22 protein-coding genes and 1 other annotated feature are annotated in these 19,683 nt (G+C 48.5%); of the genes, 14 read left to right on the top strand and 8 right to left on the bottom strand.

What is annotated here, in order from left to right:
* Positions 1-127: 127 nt before the first annotated feature.
* Positions 128-505: a globin gene (locus NYE54_RS29060; RefSeq protein WP_076324869.1), complete on the top strand. Its 378-nt coding sequence runs from the start codon at positions 128-130 to the stop codon at positions 503-505.
* A gap of 57 nt (positions 506-562) precedes the next feature.
* Positions 563-1,258: a DUF2225 domain-containing protein gene (locus tag NYE54_RS29055; protein WP_339268017.1), complete on the top strand. Its 696-nt coding sequence runs from the start codon at positions 563-565 to the stop codon at positions 1,256-1,258.
* A gap of 88 nt (positions 1,259-1,346) precedes the next feature.
* Here NYE54_RS29055 and NYE54_RS29050 read toward each other — a convergent pair whose 3' ends face one another.
* Together NYE54_RS29050 and NYE54_RS29045 are read right to left on the bottom strand one after the other, a co-directional pair.
* The gene (locus NYE54_RS29050; protein ID WP_071222370.1) at positions 1,347-1,577 is read right to left on the bottom strand and encodes a hypothetical protein; all 231 of its coding nucleotides are present in this window, start codon (positions 1,575-1,577) and stop codon (positions 1,347-1,349) included.
* Positions 1,574-1,759 (bottom strand): YycC family protein, encoded by a 186-nt coding sequence (locus NYE54_RS29045; RefSeq protein WP_076324867.1) that lies wholly within the window; start codon positions 1,757-1,759, stop codon positions 1,574-1,576. Before NYE54_RS29045 ends, NYE54_RS29050 begins: the two co-directional genes overlap by 4 nt.
* Before the next feature lie 144 nt (positions 1,760-1,903).
* Here NYE54_RS29045 and NYE54_RS29040 point away from each other — a divergent pair, with 144 nt between their 5' ends.
* Together NYE54_RS29040 and NYE54_RS29035 are read left to right on the top strand one after the other, a co-directional pair.
* Positions 1,904-3,697: a M3 family oligoendopeptidase gene (locus NYE54_RS29040; RefSeq protein ID WP_339268015.1), complete on the top strand. Its 1,794-nt coding sequence runs from the start codon at positions 1,904-1,906 to the stop codon at positions 3,695-3,697.
* Between the two features lie 287 nt (positions 3,698-3,984).
* Positions 3,985-4,389, top strand: a complete 405-nt coding sequence (locus tag NYE54_RS29035; protein WP_076324865.1) for an O-methyltransferase — start codon at positions 3,985-3,987, stop codon at positions 4,387-4,389.
* 93 nt (positions 4,390-4,482) lie between these two features.
* Here the strand turns inward: NYE54_RS29035 and NYE54_RS29030 are convergent, their stop codons facing one another.
* Together NYE54_RS29030 and NYE54_RS29025 are read right to left on the bottom strand one after the other, a co-directional pair.
* Positions 4,483-4,704, bottom strand: coding sequence for an alpha/beta-type small acid-soluble spore protein (locus NYE54_RS29030; RefSeq protein WP_339268012.1), 222 nt, complete (start codon positions 4,702-4,704; stop codon positions 4,483-4,485).
* Positions 4,705-4,917: 213 nt separating this feature from the next.
* On the bottom strand, positions 4,918-5,910 hold the full coding sequence (locus tag NYE54_RS29025; protein ID WP_339268011.1) for an aldose 1-epimerase: 993 nt from the start codon (positions 5,908-5,910) through the stop codon (positions 4,918-4,920).
* Between the two features lie 176 nt (positions 5,911-6,086).
* Positions 6,087-6,329, top strand: a binding site (T-box leader).
* Positions 6,330-6,413: 84 nt separating this feature from the next.
* On the opposite strand from NYE54_RS29025, the gene trpS reads away from it, so the two are divergent.
* Positions 6,414-7,400, top strand: coding sequence for a tryptophan--tRNA ligase (trpS, locus tag NYE54_RS29020; protein WP_076324862.1), 987 nt, complete (start codon positions 6,414-6,416; stop codon positions 7,398-7,400).
* A 12-nt stretch (positions 7,401-7,412) separates the two neighbouring features.
* Here trpS and NYE54_RS29015 read toward each other — a convergent pair whose 3' ends face one another.
* On the bottom strand, positions 7,413-7,580 hold the full coding sequence (locus NYE54_RS29015) for a hypothetical protein (protein ID WP_339268009.1): 168 nt from the start codon (positions 7,578-7,580) through the stop codon (positions 7,413-7,415).
* 121 nt (positions 7,581-7,701) lie between these two features.
* Here NYE54_RS29015 and NYE54_RS29010 point away from each other — a divergent pair, with 121 nt between their 5' ends.
* The 3 genes from NYE54_RS29010 (at position 7,702) to NYE54_RS29000 (ending at position 9,841) form a co-directional block, all read left to right on the top strand.
* The gene (locus NYE54_RS29010; protein WP_015737431.1) at positions 7,702-7,920 is read left to right on the top strand and encodes an alpha/beta-type small acid-soluble spore protein; all 219 of its coding nucleotides are present in this window, start codon (positions 7,702-7,704) and stop codon (positions 7,918-7,920) included.
* Positions 7,921-8,205: 285 nt separating this feature from the next.
* Positions 8,206-9,144, top strand: coding sequence for a heme o synthase (gene cyoE, locus NYE54_RS29005; protein ID WP_076324861.1), 939 nt, complete (start codon positions 8,206-8,208; stop codon positions 9,142-9,144).
* A 79-nt stretch (positions 9,145-9,223) separates the two neighbouring features.
* On the top strand, positions 9,224-9,841 hold the full coding sequence (locus NYE54_RS29000) for an SCO family protein (RefSeq protein ID WP_076324860.1): 618 nt from the start codon (positions 9,224-9,226) through the stop codon (positions 9,839-9,841).
* Positions 9,842-9,900: 59 nt separating this feature from the next.
* Here the strand turns inward: NYE54_RS29000 and NYE54_RS28995 are convergent, their stop codons facing one another.
* Both NYE54_RS28995 and NYE54_RS28990 read right to left on the bottom strand, forming a co-directional pair.
* The gene (locus NYE54_RS28995; RefSeq protein WP_339268005.1) at positions 9,901-10,272 is read right to left on the bottom strand and encodes a toprim domain-containing protein; all 372 of its coding nucleotides are present in this window, start codon (positions 10,270-10,272) and stop codon (positions 9,901-9,903) included.
* Positions 10,273-10,697: 425 nt separating this feature from the next.
* Positions 10,698-11,867 carry an MFS transporter gene (locus NYE54_RS28990; RefSeq protein ID WP_339268003.1) on the bottom strand — a complete coding sequence of 390 codons (1,170 nt, stop codon included), beginning with the start codon at positions 11,865-11,867 and terminating at the stop codon, positions 10,698-10,700.
* Between the two features lie 180 nt (positions 11,868-12,047).
* Here NYE54_RS28990 and NYE54_RS28985 point away from each other — a divergent pair, with 180 nt between their 5' ends.
* From NYE54_RS28985 to NYE54_RS28975, 3 genes are all read left to right on the top strand, one after another.
* Positions 12,048-12,494 carry a hypothetical protein gene (locus tag NYE54_RS28985; RefSeq protein ID WP_076324857.1) on the top strand — a complete coding sequence of 149 codons (447 nt, stop codon included), beginning with the start codon at positions 12,048-12,050 and terminating at the stop codon, positions 12,492-12,494.
* A gap of 109 nt (positions 12,495-12,603) precedes the next feature.
* A complete protein-coding gene (locus NYE54_RS28980) occupies positions 12,604-13,752 on the top strand; it encodes a transglutaminase domain-containing protein (protein WP_339268001.1) in 1,149 nt (382 codons plus the stop codon).
* A 143-nt stretch (positions 13,753-13,895) separates the two neighbouring features.
* The gene (locus NYE54_RS28975) at positions 13,896-15,950 is read left to right on the top strand and encodes a penicillin-binding protein 2 (RefSeq protein ID WP_339267999.1); all 2,055 of its coding nucleotides are present in this window, start codon (positions 13,896-13,898) and stop codon (positions 15,948-15,950) included.
* 61 nt (positions 15,951-16,011) lie between these two features.
* Here the strand turns inward: NYE54_RS28975 and NYE54_RS28970 are convergent, their stop codons facing one another.
* Positions 16,012-16,473 carry an SRPBCC family protein gene (locus NYE54_RS28970; RefSeq protein WP_339267997.1) on the bottom strand — a complete coding sequence of 154 codons (462 nt, stop codon included), beginning with the start codon at positions 16,471-16,473 and terminating at the stop codon, positions 16,012-16,014.
* Between the two features lie 261 nt (positions 16,474-16,734).
* Here NYE54_RS28970 and NYE54_RS28965 point away from each other — a divergent pair, with 261 nt between their 5' ends.
* Genes NYE54_RS28965 through NYE54_RS28955 form a run of 3 tightly spaced genes read left to right on the top strand, consistent with a single transcriptional unit; the run spans position 16,735 to position 19,650 of the window.
* Entirely contained in the window at positions 16,735-17,481 is a 747-nt protein-coding gene (locus NYE54_RS28965; protein WP_076324853.1) for a Cof-type HAD-IIB family hydrolase, read from the top strand.
* 7 nt (positions 17,482-17,488) lie between these two features.
* Positions 17,489-17,968, top strand: coding sequence for a DUF456 domain-containing protein (locus tag NYE54_RS28960; protein ID WP_076324907.1), 480 nt, complete (start codon positions 17,489-17,491; stop codon positions 17,966-17,968).
* A 56-nt stretch (positions 17,969-18,024) separates the two neighbouring features.
* Positions 18,025-19,650, top strand: coding sequence for a polysaccharide biosynthesis protein (locus NYE54_RS28955; protein ID WP_339267993.1), 1,626 nt, complete (start codon positions 18,025-18,027; stop codon positions 19,648-19,650).
* The last annotated feature ends 33 nt before the right edge of the window (positions 19,651-19,683 follow it).

Genomic DNA, 19,683 nt, shown 5'->3' with positions numbered 1-19,683 from the left:
GCAGTTATTAATAAGTTCTAAAAGGTGCTAACCATGGCTTAGCGCCTTTTTTTGTTGTTTTTTGGTATAATGGATAGGTACATCCAATCGAAAGCGAATCATATAACAGATGGGAGAATTAGCGGATATGGATCCGAACTTAAGCATCTATGATAACCTCGGGGGTGCCGAGGGTGTACGTTCGCTCGTCGAAGCTTTTTATCCGAGAGTGCAGCAAAATGAGCTGCTTTCGCCATTGTTTCCGGAAGACATTATGCCGGTGATGGAGAAACAATATATGTTCTTGAGCCAGTTTTTTGGAGGGCCAGCCTTGTTCTCGGAAGCATTCGGACATCCGATGATGCGGGCCAGGCACATGAAATTCCCGATTACGGATCGCCATGCCGAAGAATGGCTTGGCTGCATGGCAGGAGCCCTAATCGAAATTGGCGTGGAGGATGAATTACGTGATTTTGTGCTGCAGCGTCTGTCCGGTCCCGCCCACCATTTCGTGAATACTCCTTAGTGCCATATACCTACATCTAAACAGGAATTAGACACGAATGAAGGGATGGCGAATGGCGTGAAATTGGAACCCTTGTATTCCATCAAGGTGATTTGTGCGCACTGTGAGCATGAATATGTAACGTCCAGGGTGAGACCCAGCTTTAAAAAGGCATACCGTACAGATACGGATTTTTGCGCTTACTATAAATCGGAGAATCCCGATTTTTACGTGGTGCGGATCTGTCCTGAATGCGGTTTTGCCTCCACGGAAAACTCGACCCTGAAATTGAACGAACGGCAGAAGGCGCTCTTTTATGAGCAAGTCGGATGCCGCTGGGAGAAGAGGGATATGAGCGGCTCGCGCAATCTGGAGGATGCTCTGGAGTCGTACAAGCTGGCTCTCCTCTGTGCGCAAGTGATCGGGGAGCGGGATCGTATTGTGGCCAGCCTGCTGCATCATATCGCTTGGCTGTATCGTTATCAGGGCAACGAGGATCAAGAGAAGCGGTTCTTGAGTTATAGCCTGGAATCCTATGTCCGAGTGTTTGAGCTGGAAGGGGTAGGGGCGAATGATGCTAGGCTGCTGTATCTGATCGGGGAGATCCACAGAAGGCTGGGACAGTTTCAGGAGGCGGTTCAATGGTTCTCCAGAGTGGTCCAGGATGACAAGATTATGGATGCCGCGATGATACGCGCATCCAGAGAGCAGTGGAAGCTGATATCCGAGCAGATTCGGGAGCAGAAGAACACGGCACTTCAGGCAGAGTCCTAATGTCCTAATGCAAATAGCCCGCTGAAGGGTGGGTCAGCAGGCTATTTGGATAAACACGAATAGGCTGAACTCATGCTCTACGGTGAAGTCAGCGTAATCGCTGATCCGTGAGCAAGTAGTCGATGTCGCTGTCCAGCACGGTTACTTTGTTGTGGCAGCAGGGGAAGATCAGCAGCTTCTTTTTCCCTTCCCTTACGCTTATCAGTTCCTTGGGTTTCATCGGCAGCAATACATTGTCGGTTCCGCAGAATGGGCAGCTGTGTACATACACGTCGTTTCCAACGACATCATAAGGCCAAGTATTGGAAAAAGGAATCATGAGTTCTCCGATGATGGGGACTCATCATCTTGTTTCGCTGCTTTCGCTTCCTCATTCTTGGCAAGCTCGGCAATTTTCTGCATTAATATATGCTGAGGCATATGCATCAGCTGTTCCAGCGGAACGCCCAGCTGCTTGGATAATGTAACGGCCGTCTCCGGTGATATTTGCAAAGGTCTCATGGCTTTTGGCTCCTTCAGCAGTAAATTGGTTGTAGCAGGGATAACATAAATTGAGTTATATATAGTTATACACTTTTCCCTAAGTCCACACAAATGGTATTCCGCTTGAATTCATATTTTATTTTGAAAGGTGATGAATGTTCGATGGCACTTCAACAAACTTGGGATTTGGAATCGATATTTCCCGGAGGCTCTTCCTCACCGCAGCTCGTCAGCTTTCTTGAGTCTCTTGAGCAGGATGTACATAATCTTCAGCAAGCCGTTAAAGCATTGACCGTTCCGGAAACCATGGAGGGCGCCTCCAGCCTTGAACGCTTCCTTGAGCAGTTCCAGAGCGCCTATGCCCGTATCCGTGAAGTCTCTGCATTCGTGGGTTGCCTGACCGCGCAAAATGTGAATGACAAGAAGGCCGTTCAATTATCCGGACGGGTAACGTCGTTGTCCGCGACCCTGCAATCGGTTAAGAACCAATTCGATAACATTCTTCGTGGAATGGATGACGAACTCTGGACCGCTTGGACCGGTACAGATAAGGTGTCCGAGCTTGATTTCGTATTGAACGAAAGCCGTAATCTCGCAAAGGATAAGATGAGCCCTGAGTTAGAGAGCTTAGCTCTATCGCTTGGCGTAGACGGTTATCATGGATGGGGAGAGTTCTACGATACCATCGTTAAGAAAATCCAGATTCCGTATGAGGAAGACGGTAAGACGGTCATGTTGTCCGCAGGACAGGCATTCAATAAAATGCATGATCCTCGCCGGGAAGTACGCCAATCCATGTTCGAAAAGTGGGAGCAGGCATGGGGAGACTCCGCTGATTACTGTGCGGATACCCTTAACCATTTATCCGGCTACCGCCTGAAGCTGTACGAGAATCGCGGCTGGGATGATATCTTGAAGGAGCCGCTAGCGATTGGCCGTATGAGCCGTGAGACGCTTGATACCATGTGGGCTGTTATCCAGGACACCAAGTCGGTGCTTGTGGAGTACCTAAACCGTAAAGCGAAGCTGCTTGGTCTGGAAGGCTTGTCTTGGACTGATGTAGATGCCCCGCTGCGTACTTCCGCAACCAAAATCTCATATGACGATGCCGCTGTTAACATTGTGGAGCAGTTCCGTAAGTTTAGCCCGAGATTGGCGGATTTCTCACAAATGGCGTTTGATAAGAGCTGGATTGAGGTCGAAGATCGCGCCGGCAAGCGACCGGGTGGTTTCTGCACTTCCTTCCCGGCTAGCGGCCAGACCCGAATCTTCATGACGTTTGGCGGAACAGCCTCGAACGTTTCGACCCTGGCGCATGAACTGGGCCATGCCTACCATCAGCATCTGATGGGCGGAATTCCGGTGCTTAACCAAAAGTATGCGATGAATGTTGCTGAGACGGCATCTACTTTTGCTGAAATGATTGTTTTTGATGCCATGGTGAAGGGTGCCGGCAGCGAAGAAGAAAAGCTGGCACTGTTGGAAGAGAAAATTCAGAACAGCGTAGCTTTCTTTATGAATATTCATGCCCGTTTCTTGTTCGAAACGCGCTTCTATGACAAACGGAAGAGCGGCCTGCTCAGCAGCGAGGAAATTTCGGAATTGATGGTGGAGGCGCAGAAGGAAGCCTACTGTGATGCTCTGACATCATACCATCCGCATTTCTGGGCATCCAAGCTTCATTTCTATATCACAGGGACGCCGTTCTACAATTTCCCATATACCTTCGGTTATATGTTCAGTACCGGCCTTTATGTTCGGGCATTGGAAGAAGGTCCGACCTTTGCAGATAAATATGATGCCCTACTTCGTGACACCGGCGTGATGTCCGTGGAGAATCTGGCAAGGAAACATCTGAACGTGGATCTGACCCAGCGCGAATTCTGGCAAAGTGCAGCCGACTCTTGCGTATCTGATATTAGACAATTCTTGCAAATGACGGAACATATGGCGTGATTTGTTGATTTTCATCGGAATAACAGATAAAAGAATTTGCTAGAGGATTTTGCCTCCCCAGTATATGCAAATTCCAACCTATGAAGAAGCCCGCTGGGGCTTCTTTTTTTGTCGTAAAAGAATGAAAGTTGACGCAATAAAGGAGCTGAAAACTAAATTATTTGTGCAATTTTAGTAATAAATACCCAAATGTGTTGAATATTGTTGATACATTGATTCCTTTACCCTATAATGAGTCATAAGCCCTAGTAATAGGGAGAATTTACTAATAAAGGAGGGGAGAAGAGATGGTAAAACTAGATCAATTATCACTGGCTAGACAATTGGACATCGTTTTTAAAGAGCTGGAAGAAGAGTTGGGAGGTCTAAGTTCAGGGACAGTATTTGTACAAATACGAAACAATGTAATTGGTAAATTTGGCATACGGCATAATCCATTGGCTGGGCGTAACGGGGTCATAGCTCCACTTGAGGAGGGGCTAAGTGAAGCTCAACAACTCTCTTTTCGTACGATGGCGCTTGAAAGTCTGAAACATAAACGCCACTGGACACACGGCGAAATCAGTTATGAATTTATGGTACGACAAGGCATTGTCGTTGTAGATGCTATACTTGAATCCAACTATAACATGGCCAACTTGATGATTCGGTACCCTCGTAATACATATGCCGAAGCTGCTTCGGAATCCTGAAATCATTTATCATATAGAATATATAACGAAAGAGGCGATCTTTGGGGAGAAGATCGCCTCTTTCTAATTACGGCTGGAGGGAAGAGATGCGAATTACTGGTTCGAACGACCCGATAATTGCTGCTCAGCCAATTGTACCAGACGTTTGGTGATGTAACCTCCCAAAGAACCGGTTTCACGGGAAGTATAGTTTCCATAGTAACCGTCTTGTGGAATCGTTACGCCCAGTTCTTGAGCAGCTTCCATCTTCAATTGTTGAAGAGCTGCAGTTGCTTGAGGTACGACAAGATTGTTAGAAGAACGACCTTGAGCCATGTCATGTCACCTCCTTTGATGTTGTATATGGATATTATGACTGAATCCTAGGAATCTCATTCGTGCTTGAGGCAGATCATTTGGTGGTAAAATTATCCGAATCGCTGGAATAGTCGTTATCTTAGACAAACAAGAGCAGCCCTTTGAAATCAAAGGGCTGCTCTTGTTTAAAACATTAAGTATATGAAGATCTTATGGCTCACCTGAAATGGCTTAACTACCCTGCTCTGCCTCCGGCGACGTTTTTTGGACGCTGATCTGGGTATTCAGGTTCACGGTCTGTCCCGGTTCCAGATGAATCAGGCCGGTTTCTTCGCTTGGCAGATTCAAATTGGGCGCGTTCGGAAGCCAGGTATACGGCTCGATGCAGAGGAATTCCTCTGCGACGCCTTTCGTATAGAGCACCCAGTGCTTGAAAAAGGCGCGGTCTGCCGAATAATGAATTTGGTAACCATCATCCCGTTGAAGCATGGCTTCGGCTGGTTTGCCTTCCGGGATTTTCAATATCGTATCAAGGTCGGCTTCCTTCAGGTTGAGTCCGGAATTCAGTTGTTCCAGATGGCCAAGCGGTGAAAGATCGCCGTTTGGAATCAGTTCATTATTCAAGGTATAAATGCCCTCTACAGGCAGATCCAGCGTCCAGCGATGGGGCTCACCATCGAGCAGGAACCACGTATGGTAACCCATACCGAACGGCACAGGGCTAGAACCCAGATTCGTTGCACGAAGACTCTGTGATAAGCGGGCACCCTGAAGACGAAAGGTCATTTCCAGCTTCAGCGGTACTGGGAATTGGGCAATCCATTTCGGATCATCCGATGATATGAACTCTGTCGAAACGGCGCACCCATCATCCTCTTCCTCTATGTCGCTGACACACCAAGCCTGTGATCGGTGGAGACCGTGGATATGATTGTCGTTCGCGGTATTTTGATCAAATTGATACGTTGTTCCGCCATACTCAAACTGGCCTTTGGAAATCCGGCCTGGCGGAATGAGCATCGGGATGCCGAAGTGGTAGGGCTTCTGAAGATAGAATGCAAGCTCACTTTCATCTGGTTTTCGAAGGATTTCGCGTGAGTTTTCAAGGTCTTTGATTCCAATGACATTGTTACCTAGACGAGGAAGGAGAGTCACTTCAAGACGGCCGCTGTTTAAAATATAGGTGTCGTAACCATTCCACTGGCCTTTGGTCACTTGATTCATATCGATGCTCCTTTACTAACAGAAATCATGGTCTTGACGATTAACCACATCATAACAGATTTTTGCGGAAAGGGTAAAAGAAATGCTTCAAAACATCGGACGACTTGATTCCAAAATAGAATTGACAAGGCAGAGCAAGAGTTTTATCATTGCATGTAATAGTGATCCAAAATGATTGAAACACGATGACAAGGACAAGTAAGCAGGTGCGGCCCATCCTTCAGAAAGCCGGTGGTTGATGTGAACCGGTGGATCCGCTTTGCTGAATGGACCTTTGAGTGCCAGGCTGAACAGGGATTATACTGTTATTCCTTAATATGCCGGCCGGGTATTCTCCGTTACAAGAATAGAAGGCTGCAGCTTAAGTATTAGAGTTTGTGCAGCGAATAAGGGTGGCACCACGGTCTCACGTCCCTTGCGGATGTGAGGCCTTTTTGCGTTCATATATGTTCCCTCGAGCGGGGCAGATTTTGGATTAAGAAAGTTTAAATGGAGGGCTAGTCATGAAAACAGTATTATCGGGAATTCAGCCAAGTGGCAATTTGACACTGGGCAACTACATTGGAGCCATTAAAAATTTTGTTAAGCTTCAAGACGAGCATGATTGTTACTTTATGGTTGTCGATCTGCACGCCATTACGGTACCGCAGGAGCCAAGCTCGCTCCGAGATCGCTCAGAGTCGGTTGCGGCACTGTACGTTGCAGCCGGGATCGACCCAAGTCGCGCCAATATTTTCCTGCAATCCCATGTTCCTCAGCATGCCGAGCTGGGATGGATCATGACAACGATGGTGAATATGGGCGAATTGGAACGGATGACACAATTTAAGGACAAATCGGAAGGTAAAGATTCCGTAGGAGCCGGTTTGTTTGTCTATCCAGCGCTTATGGCTGCAGATATATTGCTTTATAATGCCAATCTGGTACCGGTCGGAGATGACCAAAAGCAGCATTTGGAAATCACGCGCGATTTAGCTTCAAGGTTCAATCATCGATTCGGTTCCTATTTCAATATGCCGGAACCGTTCATTCCAGAAGTAGGCGCACGAATTATGTCGCTGGATGATGCTTCTAAAAAGATGAGCAAAAGTAATCCGGTTGAGGGCAGTTATATTGCGATGCTGGATAAGCCGGACCAAATCCGCAAGAAAATCAGTAGAGCTACAACCGATTCCGGGGCCGAAGTGGTCTATGACCCATCCGCTAAACCAGAGGTTAGCAATCTGATGAGTATCTATTCGGAATGTGCTGGGGTGTCCTTGCAGGAAGTACAGGCGCGATTTGAAGGGAAGATGTACGGGGCATTCAAGAAGGAGCTTGGCGAAGTTGTAGTAGCCGCTCTGGAGCCACTCCAAAACAGATACTACGAAATTCGCCAAACCGGTGAAATCCATGACATTCTGGCCAAGGGAGCAGAGCAGGCACAGAAGACTGCAGCTCAAATACTGGATGGCGTCAAAGACAAGATGGGCTTTCTGGCTCGTAAATAAGCAGGGTTCTTCTTAAGAAGGCTTGCGTTTGGATTTGATAATGAATCCCCAGCCTATGTTGAGAATGGAGATCAGAGCCAGACCGACGGCCAGAAATCCGTTGTAGCTGATGGATATGGCCGAGGCGGTCAGCAGGATGATCGAAGAGACCGCAAACCATAGGGATAAGCCTTTACTCATATGAAAAAAACCTCCAAAGATAAAAATTAAAAAAATACGTATAACGTTGCAAGAAGGAGCCATAATAAGTTTGCAAGCTTGCACTGGAATAACAGACATTCAGTGAAGGGAGATATTTAATATGGCACGCCGCAGCAACAATTTGGTTGTACCTCAAGCAACTGCAGCATTACAACGTTTGAAACTCGAGGCTGCTCAAGAACTAGGCGTAACGATTCCTCAGGACGGTTACTATGGTAACTATACTTCCCGTGAAACAGGATCCCTGGGTGGATACATTACAAAACGTTTGGTACAGCAAGCAGAACAGGCTCTTTCGGGGTCTGGCCGCACGCTGTAATCTCTTTCTCATAACGTGAGTATGGAAGCCCGGAGCGCTATCATTGCGCTCCGGGCTTTGTATTCATATTAAGGGATCGACACCCATCGTTGCTACATAGACAAATTGTGCCTTAAACAACGGCATAACGTCAAGAATATATCGCTTCCAAATGTCACTGAATTGTCATATAGATGGAACGAATTCCGAAGGATTGCTAAACACTTTTTACTAATGATATGATAAACTTTATAGCGGAGGCAGTACTTCCTCCATAACGACAGATACAAGGAGGAACGTTTACACGTGGATAACCACTTGAGATACCAAGCTCCTTCAGAATCCGCAGCACTTGCCTCGGCAGCGCCTGCACCTCCCGATAAGGCGGGGACTTGGAAAGATTTTATCACGGTAACGAAGCCCGGAATCATCCGGTCAAATTTGATAGCGGCTTTTGCCGGATTTTGGCTAGCATCGCGTTGGGATATCCAATTTGGATTGATGATTATGACACTTCTCGGAACCGTGCTTGTTATGGCTTCGTCCTGTGTTTTCAATAACTATTTCGACAGAGAGCTTGACATGAAGATGGAGCGTACACGGAATCGCTCACTTCCAACCGGACGGCTGACACCAAAGGTTGTTCTTTGGTATGCCATCATTCTTGGGGTCGTTGGACTAGCCATGTTATTCCTGTTCTCAGGGGTATTGGCAGGGATATTCGGAGCAATCGGAATGTTCGTATACGTTGTGGTATACACATTATGGTTAAAGCGGTCATCAACATGGAGCACGTCGGTAGGCGCTATTTCAGGAGCGATGCCGCCGGTGATCGGCTATGTGGCCGTGACAGGAACCGTAGATATGGCTGCGGTTTTGCTGTTCGCTCTTCTGTTTCTCTGGCAGCCGCCTCATTTCTGGGCACTGGGCATTCGCCGGGTTGAAGAATATCGTGCAGCGGGCTTTCCGTTATTGCCGGTAGTTAAAGGAATTAAACGCACGAAGTATCAGATGATCCCTTACCTGGTACTGCTTATACCGATCCCCATCCTGATGTACACGTATGGATACGCCGGTATATTCTTTCTGGTTATCGGACTCCTTCTGGCTATTTGGTGGCTTTACGCCGCGCTCCAAGGTTTCCGTGCTAAGGACGATGAAGCTTGGTCCAAAAAAGTATTTATTATCTCCATCAACTACTTGACCTTGAGCCTGATCGTTCTCATACTCAATACCACTTTTTAATAGGTGGAAGGGCTTTAACGCTGAACTAAACCTGGCAAGAACAGGGATTGCCTGAGACGAAGGGAGAACGGGGAAGGTCATGAATGCATTCAAACGTTACAAATGGACTTGGGTACTACTCGCTGTCTGCGTAATAGCAGCTATTTACCTGGTATACAACTCGTTAGGATTCGGAAAAGAAAAGTTTCCAATCGTTCGTGAGGTAGCCGCTTACTCCATGGAGAATGTGGATGGAAAGACGATCACATCGGACGATACCAAGGGCAAGGTTAAGCTCATGTACTTCTATTTCACCAGCTGCCCGGATGTATGCCCGATTACAACACTGGTTCTTTCGCAAATACAGGAAGACTTGAAGAAAGAGGGCATCTTCGGTAAAGAAGTTAACTTCGTGTCCATCTCCTTTGACCCGGAAACCGATACAAAAGAGAAGATTAAGGAGTTCGGGGACCGTTTCTATGCGGATTATAACGGCTGGTACTTCCTTCGTGGAGATCAGGAGGAAACACGGAAGCTGATGCAGGACTCTTTCAAAATCCCGCTGCTCGGCAATAACTCGACGAATTTCACGCATGGCAATTCCATTGCATTGGTTGACCGGAATAACAATATTCGGAAGACCTATAATGCAGCGGATCCGGCCCAAGTGAAGACCGAGGATATTGTGAAGGACATTAAGACCTTAATTAAGGAATAACCTATAGGTAAAACCAAAAGGCGCGCTCTATCGTTAAAGATGGAGGACGCCTTTTTTATTTAAAATAGTGATTTCTGATCTGCGTTGTTAATAGCAGGAGGCGGGTAAATGATGAACTCTTCCAGTCCGGCCTTCTCTAACTGGGCAATCAGGTATTCGTCAGGCGTTCCTTCAACTCCTGCGTATCCCCGGCGCGTATAGATCTGTTCGGCATCAGGGAAGATGTCGCGCAGGGCACCGCGAATTTTCTTGCCGGAGCTGTCGTTATCCATAAAAAGATACACCTCTTGATCCTTCACCTGTTTATGAAGGCTTTCCAGCTTGGCGGTGTTTAGCGTTCCAAATGTGCACAGGATGGTTATATCCGATGTCAGCAATCGGCGTAGTCGGCTCCGGTCGTTCTTGCCCTCTACAATGAGGAATATCGGCATCTTTTTTCACCTCTGTCATGATACGGAGATCCTTGGCAGCATTCCCCGGGAAATGATGATCCGCCGTCGAATGATGGTTGTGTCGAATGGTGTATGTATAGTTTAACTTGTTTTTTATCGATCATGCAAAGCGGGCAAAATAAACGGCCATCCAAATGGATGGCCGTAACAAGGTTAACCCATGTTTTCTAGAAACAGCTCAAGATAATGACGAGCAGAATGTACAATACAAGAACCATTCCGACTGAATTTCCATAACCCCCATGGCAATGTTTATGATGAACATGACTCATGATTACTTCACCCCTTGGTTAGATGTACGTGGTCATTTGCCACACTGTATCTTATGTGGTTTTACCCATATGGATTGTGTATTGGCCCATCCTTATCTTTTTGGGCGCTGGCTTAAGACTGGTGCAGCTTCCTTAGACGGTTGAGATTGGGGTTTCTGGTGAGACAGCTGTTAAAGGTGCTTCACGATTGCGTTTGGGGAGCAGCAGCAGCACGGTCATCAGCATCAGAAACGCGATAAAATAAGGGGACACCACCGTTCGGAGCTGTCCTGCCGCAATAGGACCTACAAAGGAACCCAGCGACATGGCGATGGATTGCAATGAGAAGACTTTCCCGAGTCTGCCTCCGCCGCTTAGCTCTATGAACAGTGAGGATAATGCCGGAAACAGCAATCCTTTAGCAAGTCCGAGCGCAAACAGGATGACCGTGATCGGTACATGGTCTGCTGCAGCCAGGGCGTAGAAGCAAATAGCGAGCCCCAATACGCCGATGGTCACCCTGATATAGGGCGCATAACGATTGAGAAACAGCATGCTTAATGTGACCAAAGCTCCAAGGCTAATGACGGAGAATAGAAGCCCGGTGGACATAATGCTTGCCAGCCCGCTTTCCCGCAGCGGTATTTCAAAGAACAGGATTCCTTGAGAGCATGCGATAGCAAATGGAATCAGATATAAGCGCAAGCTAAAAGGAAGCCGCGCCGGTGTCCCGCTGTTGATCGGAACAGCCTGCCCTTTATCTCTATCAGCGGCTGACAGAGGCTTCGGGAGACTGAGAAACGCCATCAAGCCGGTGAAAATCAAAAGCCAGCCCAGACTCTGGAATGTACCGGAAAATCCTGCCTTGGCTACAATGAAAGCGCCGGCGGCCGGTGACAAGACAGAGGCAAGAGTGTGGATCACGCCATGACCGGACATATATTTGCCTTGCGTAACAGGATCCCGGGAGAGAGACGCAAGCAGCGCCAAACAGGCCGGTGACAAAAAGGCCAAGACGAAGCCGCTGATCGAGCGGAGCACGAGCAGCTGCCAGGGCAGTTGGACATGAGCCTGGAGCAGCAGGATAACACCAGCAGCGGTTAAGCTGAAAATAATGTAGCGTCTGCTGCCGTGCCGATCGATCAGATTGCCTGCAAGCAGATTGCCAGGCAGATGAGTTAAAGCATAAATGCCCATCATCCAGCCGATAAACGTAGGGGCTGCGCCAAGGGAGATGGCAAAGGGCGTCAGTACTGGATACTGAGCATGCAAATCAAAAAACGCCAGAAACAAAAACATATAGAGCCATAATGCGGTTTTCAATATGGCACCCTCCTATCCGGCAAAAGTTGATATGGTACTACTACTTGTACGTTCGAAAGGGCAAGCTTATACCTTTTTGTGAAAAGACCCGGTTGGCTGACAGCTTTGCGGGGTATCATGTATAATTAATAAGACGGCATGAACCGCCGCTTTTGAAACGATGAACGGGAGTGAATTGAATTGGATACTCAGGTCTGGATTGAATTTCTTAAACAAAACTGGCTGGTCATTGCTATCGCCTTAATTATCTTGTTTATTGTGCTGAATGTGGTGAGAACCGTCATTAAGTGGGCGCTAGCCGTACTCATCATCGTGGGATTGTTGGTGTATAGCGGAATTTCCCTGGATAAAATCGGCGAGGTTGTAACCACGGTGAAGGAAGAAACGGTGGACACGATAAAAAAAGAAGCGCTGAACATGATGATGAAAGAAGCGAAGGAAGCAAAATATACTTCGAATGGGGACGGTACCTACTCCATTAAAGCTCCTAATCTGGAGCTGAAAGGAAGTGACGGTTCCGAAGAGGTTGAAGTCACTTTCCGCGGTGTTTCGGTTGGAAAGTGGGATATCAACGATACGATTCAGAGCTTTATCGATGATGCCAAGAGCAATACGGCCTCTAAATAAAAAAAATGAAACGCAATCGGAAGCGAATGTACGAGGGCGGCAGCGTTTTTAGTGCTGCAGCTCGCTTACATCGGTTGACAAGACATCATGGGGAGAGGAGGGGATACCGTTGATGTCGGCATGGAAGGATAGTGTGCTCGATGGGAACGGAATCACCATCTTGCTGCTGCTGATTGTGGCTTTTTCACTATTGCAGGGATGGAGTCGCGGAGCCTCCCGGTCAGCCGGGAAGCTTGTTTTTTTTCTGGGGGATGCGGTGCTGCGCTTGGTTGGGCTTGCGATCTCCGTACCTTTTACATTATGGTTATCACCCAAGGCAGGCGATTGGCTAGGGACGGCCTCCAGTTTACCGAATCGAGAGCTGCGCTTCTGGGAACAGATTTATTATACAGCCGTAAAATCGCTGGCGGATTTCCCGCTGCTGCGGTTTGCGGTGCTGTTTATGTTAAGCTACGCCCTTATCGTATTTATGCTGCGTCTGCTCGTTTCCCTGATCATGGGAGGCAGGCTGGGACTCTTCGGAACGAGAAAAGATACGTCAGCATCGCTGCTGAGCCGGCTAACAGGCGCGGGAATTGGCGTCATCATGGGTGCTGCCCGGAGCATTATTGTTATTGCGATCTTATTCATCTACGTCAGTCTAAATCCCGACCACGGCTTCAGCCGGTACGTTGAGGCTTCACCGGTTTATCAGCAGGGAGCAAGGGCTGTGATAGAACCTTTGTCGGGTTCTCTCGTCCGCGAGAAGCTGCCGGTCTTTACCCAATCGGTTCAAGAAGAATTGAATGGGATCATTCAGCGGAAGTATGAGGTCATCGACCACAAGATTCCCGAGGGCATTGAGCAGACGGCAGCCCATATCGTGAAAGGTGCGTCAACCGATGAAGAGAAAGCCCGAAAGCTCTATGATTGGGTTGGCAGCAGAATAGCGTATGATCACGACAAAGTGACATTGTATGAAGAGCAGCGGATATGGAAAGAGCAGACACCACAGGATACGTACGAAACAAGGTTAGGCGTGTGCATTGATTATGCTCGGCTGTATGCCATGATGGCCCGGTCTCAGGATCTGAAAGTTCGGGTCGTAACTGGCAGGGGATATAATGGTCAAGGCGGTTATGGTCCCCACGCCTGGAATGAGGTTTACTTGAGCGAAGAGAAGCGATGGATACCGCTGGACCCGACCTGGGCACAGAGCGGCAACTGGTTTAATCCGCCGCGCTTCAATGAGACACATATAAAAGAACAAGTGTTTTGATAGATGTGTTGGGATACGGAGAAGGGCGGACTTTGAGCAAGGGAAGTTCGCCCTTGCCCGTAGGAGGGGCCTTCCAGATGAAGTGGGGGGGCGTTTATGTTAATATGGGTTTATGTGATTGTGGATAAAGGGGAGAAGCATACGTGAAAGGGTTTAGGCCGGATAAGCGCAAACAAGAAGAACGAGATGCCGGCAGTCAGTTTAACTTGCGGGTTAATCTATTTTTTTTCAGCACTTTTATCATATTCTGTGTCGTTATTATACGTCTTGCTATACTGCAGTTCGTTGAAGGGCCTGAGCTAAAAGAGCTCGAAACCGGTGGGCAGGTTAAAAATTTCCCGCTTCAGCCGATCCGGGGCAGCATCGTTGATGCTTCCGGTACGCCGCTTGCATACTCAACACCCTCCCAAGCACTGTATTTAACGCTGTTAAAGGATTACAGTTCATCCGAACGAGGGAAGAAGAACCGTCCGGAGATCGAAAAGCTGGCCGAGGAAATGGTCAAGGTCTTCGAACAATATGGTGATCCAAAAGCCGAAAAGTTGACAGTGGATGATGTGATCAAAGCGATGGACCTGGAATTTAACAAGCAGCCGGGTTATGAGCCGAGACGCATTAAGGCAGATCTTTCGACTAAAGAAGTGGCTTACTTCATGGAGCATAAGAACGAGTACCCTGGAATAGAGGTTGTTGAAGAAAGCCAGCGTCAATATAACCAGGATAAAATTGCCGTTCAAACGATTGGTTATTTGAAAGAGTTCCGCGGAATTAAGACACTGGAAAAATATAAAGAGATTGATGAGCAGAACAAGAAGCAAAAAGATCCGGGACTTATCTACACGGAGCAGGAGAAGGTCGGTGTAGACGGACTCGAAATGATGTTCCAGGATGAGCTGCGCGGCAAGAACGGATATATCGGGATTCCGATTAATCCGCAGAACATGGCGGACGGGGTGCCGACCATGATTGCCCCGGAGAAGGGCTACAATATTCATACGACGATTCATAAGGATATTCAGAAGGTTACCCAGCAGGCGATCATTGATCAGCTGAAATGGCTTCACGCCAATACGGTTTCCGGTAAAACGCATCCGAATGCGCAAACGGGTTATGCCGTAGCGATGGAGGTGGATACCGGGAATATTGTCGCCATGGCCAGCATGCCGGATTATGATCCGAATGTATGGGAGAATGGGAGCGATGATTGGGAAACGGTCATGAAGTATTATGGCAACGGAACGATTTCTCCATATAGTTCCGGTCGATCCGGCAACAATCTGGAATCGGTCGTGCTGCTCGGTTCCACCATGAAGCCTTTGACAGTATTGATTGGACTTAATGAAAAATTGTTCGGGCCGAACGATTATTATTATGATGGCGGTGCAGCATTCTTCGGTAAGGATAATACGAGAGTCCGGAACTCGGGCGGTAGAGCCTACGGATCTCTGAATGCGAGACAAGCGATTGAGCACTCCTCCAACGCCTTTATGGTTGACTGGATCGGGGAACGACTGTATAACAAGTACGGCTCCAAATCCGTTGAAGTATGGGATAGATACATGAAGAAATTCGGGCTCGGGGTATCTACCGAATCCGGTCTGCCGAAGGAGCATAAAGGAATCATCGAGTATACCAATATCGAGCAGGCGGGAAGTTATCTGGCTGCCATGGCATACGCTTCATTCGGACAGTCCGGTAAATATACGACGCTCCAATTGGCACAGTATGCCAGCACGCTTGCCAATCGGGGAGAACGCATTCGGCCGCAGCTTGCGAGCAAGATTGTAGATCAGGACGGCAATGTGATCAAGGAATTCAAGCGTGAAGTATTAAATAAAGAGGAATTCCCACAGCAGTACTGGAACGAAGTCATTGCAGGGATGAATACGCAGGGACTTCGAGCTTTTGAAGATTTTAAATATGATTTTGCACGGAAAACAGGAACATCCGAGCAGGATATTTATAAAAACGGTTCTCGGATCAGGGTGGAAAACGGAGTGTTCATCGCTTTTGCACCACGGCAAAATCCGAAGCTGGCCGTCGCCGTCGTCATACCGGAAGCAGGCTTCGGTTCCCAGAGTGCCGCGCCGGTTGCCCGCAAAATTTTCGATGCTTATGACGAAATTTACGGACTCGACGGTACGCCGCACCCTAAACAAACCGGGGGTGAGAATGAGGAAAGCAATCCGAACCAATAATAGGAAGCGACAAAACGGCAGCCAAGAGCCCTCAATGGGTTGGCTGCCGTTTCTTTATCCGTTACACATGGGCGTCATGGGCTTTGTCCGCTACCAGATTCAGGACGACGTTAAACTCCAGCAGCGCTTTGAGGCCGCAGAGCACCATGGTGTATCCTCCCATGGAATCGATAGCTCCCTGCACCATTTCATCCGCACTGCCTGTAAATCCGGAGTGGGTAATGGCAACGAAGGTCTCATGATCGCCCCGTGGCGTGAATGTCCATTCGGTTTGGGTCCGGTCTGAAGACTCGATCGTGATGCGGCGATTCACTTCGATATGTTGAACGTACACGTCATCATGTACCCCATACATCTCCCAATCCCAGCGGATATGACGGCCTTCCTCAAGCCTGCCGCTGCTTTTGGTAAACCAGAACTTGGTTGTAATCTCAGGGTCGATGAAAGCCTCGAATACCTGGGCTACCGGTCTTCGAATGAGCATCTCTGCCGTCACGACGGGGTTCTCATTAGGTTTGGACATATGATTTTATGACTCCTTTCAGGGTTGTTTTCAGTAAATATCGTAGCACAAAGGAAGTCATATTCTTTCTTTCACATCGCTTATTTATTTCAAGGGTCGTGTGATTGGTTCGAGCGCGTGGGGAAATTCTCATTGTGGCTAGGCTTTATCTCAGTTTTGGCCTGTTAGGTGGCTGCTATTCATGGGGGGATGTTTTGACACCCTGCCTTTTGTGGTAAAATGTCGTTATGTTTGCTGATGATTCGTAAGGGGGTTAATACCATGAAATATAAATATCGGTTGTTGGCACTGGATATGGACGGTACGCTGCTGCGGGACGATCATGAGGTGTCGGAGGAAACGGTGAAGTGGATCAAGGAAGCTGTACGGCACGGCATTCACGTCTGCCTCTCGACAGGTCGTCCGTTTCAGGATGCCTATCCGTATGCCAAACAGCTTGAACTGACGACACCGATGGTAACGGTGAACGGCGGCGAGGTATGGCGTGCGCCATATGAATTGCACCGCCGGGCGCTGCTCGACAGCAAGCTCGTGGAGGAAATGCACGCACTAGCCATTGAAACCGGGTCATGGTTCTGGGCGTATTCAGTAGAAAGATTATATAACTCTGAGAATTGGATCGGCGATGTCGCGAATCAGGAGTGGCTGAAGTTTGGTTACAACACGAATGATCATGAGGTACGCCACAACATTCTGATGCGCCTGCAGGATATGGGAGGACTGGAGATCACGAACTCCTCGCCGGATAACCTGGAAATCAATCCGCAGGGCGTTAACAAAGCGACCGGAATCGGACAGGTGTGCGAGCTGCTCGGAATTAGCATGTCCGAAGTCGTAGCCGTAGGTGACAGCCTGAACGACCTGGCTGTGATTCAGCAGGCCGGACTCGGCGTGGCTATGGGCAATGCCCAGCAGACGGTTAAGGATGAAGCGGACCTTGTGGTTTCCAGCAACAATGAGGACGGCATCGTTGAGGTCATCAGGGATCATATTTTGATCGAAGGGTGAGATGTTGATGGACATATTGGGCTGGATTATTGTCATCGCTCTGTTTATCATTGGGATGGCCGGGGCGATTTACCCTATTCTGCCGGGGGTTATCGCCATTTACCTGGCGCTGTTTGTTTACGGCTGGTTCTTTACATTTGAGCATTACAATGCATGGTTCTGGATTATTCAGACGATCATTCTGGTGGTGCTCTTCATTGCCGATTATGCGGTTAACGCCTGGGGTGTTAAGAAGCTCGGCGGTTCCAAAGCCTCGATATGGGGCAGCACGATCGGACTGATTATCGGACCGTTCGTTATTCCCGCTTTTGGATTGATAATTGGACCATTCCTTGGGGCATTTCTGGGTGAAATGCTGGCAGGCTCGGGACCAAGCAAATCCATGAAGGTTGGTTTCGGATCGGTCATTGGCTTGTTCAGCAGCATTGTGGTGAAGATTATTTTACAGCTCGCGATGATTATTATTTTCTTCATTTGGGTTTTCTAATAGACGCTTAGGAATCGCTGTAAGAGGCGCTTTGGAGGAGAAAGAAGGGTACGGTTTTGTCAAAGAAAGAGTCATTTATTAAAGGCACGATCATCTTGGCCGCTGCTGCGCTGGTAGCCCGCGTGCTGGGTCTTGTCCAGCGGGTGCCGCTGGAACATATGCTGAACGATATAGGGGACGCTTCATTTACGATCGCCAATAACGTATATTTAATGCTGTTAACGGTAGCAACGGCAGGCATTCCCAGCACACTCAGCAAAATGGTATCCGAGCGTCATGCTTTGAATAAGCCTGCGGAGGCTCGGCGTGTCTATCATGCTGCACTTATTTTTGCCGGGGTAGCGGGTATTGTCATGACGCTGCTGCTATATTTTGGAGCTCCTTATTATGCTACCCATATTTCTAAGCAGCCGGAGGCAGCCGCGGCCATTCAGGCACTCGCCCCAGCGCTGCTGCTGTTTCCAGCCATCGCGATGATGCGAGGATACTTCCAGGGACGTAATAACATGACAGCTGGCGGCATATCTCAGATCATCGAGCAGATTGCACGGGTTCTGACAGCCATCGGCTTGGCCTATGTGCTGCTGCGGATGGGATACGACGATACCTGGATTGCGGCCGGAGCTTCCTTTGGTGGCGTACTCGGCAGTATCGGCGCGTTTGCAGTCATGCTGTACTTCACGGTTAAACTTCGCCGAAGCGATCGTGAGCTCAAGATGCCGGCGGCGGACCGTTCCATTCCGCTTGGCGGGATATACCGGGATATATTCACGCTGTCCATACCGATTGTGCTGTCTTCCCTGGCAGTTCCGGCTGTTAACTTCATTGACAGCTCTATAGTGAAGCCGCTGTTGATCGGGCAGATTGGTTTGGATCAGGCGACAGCAGCCCTCGCGGTGCTTGGGAACCGGGCTCAAAGCGTGGCGGGGATTCCGCCGATTCTAGCCATTGCCCTCAGTACCTCGCTTATTCCGATCATCTCTGCGGCTTTTGCGAAGAAGGACCAGGAGCATTTGGAACAGCAAGTATCGCTGGCTATGCGTATAGCCATATTGACGGGGATGCCGATGGTGATTGCGCTATGCGTGGCATCCTATTCCATTAATGGATTGCTGTTTAGTTCCTTGGGCGGCAGCGGGATTATTGGATTTCTGACGTTCGGTACGATTTTCCAGATCACGATGATGACTACAAATTCCATTCTTCTTGGAATCGGCAAGGCCAAACTCTCGATGATTCACGTGATGATCGGGGTTGCAATCAAGCTTGCAGCCAGCTTCCTGCTTGCCCCGTTCTTTGGGATCTACGGGATCATAGGGAGCACGGCGCTCTGTTTCCTTGTTATTACGATACTGAATATAAGATCGATTAAAGCGATTGTATCCTTCTCCATCCTGGGCAAACGCTGGACGGGCTTCTTGTTGACGGTGATTGCCGCCGGGGGAATTGGATATGGCCTGAATCTGGCCGGTATTCAAATGGTTGATATCATGCCGGCACGGTTGGCCTTCCTGCTGACTTGCCTGGTTGTAGGCGTGGCCGTGGTCATTATATATCTTGTCCTGCTGGTGGTGTTTGGCGTATTGCGGCAATCGGAGCTGAGCAGTTACCCGCGCCTTTTGCAGAAAGTGTTCCGTCCGCTTATGAGACTGCAGCCTGCACGAATGCGGAAGCGGGGATAAAAACATATACTTAGTTTCACTTATCGTGTGAAT

This window comes from Paenibacillus sp. FSL K6-1330, from assembly GCF_037976825.1.
Lineage (GTDB): Bacteria > Bacillota > Bacilli > Paenibacillales > Paenibacillaceae > Paenibacillus_AQ.
Note: the sequence above shows the minus strand (reverse complement) of the source record. Positions and strands in the feature narration are given on the sequence as shown.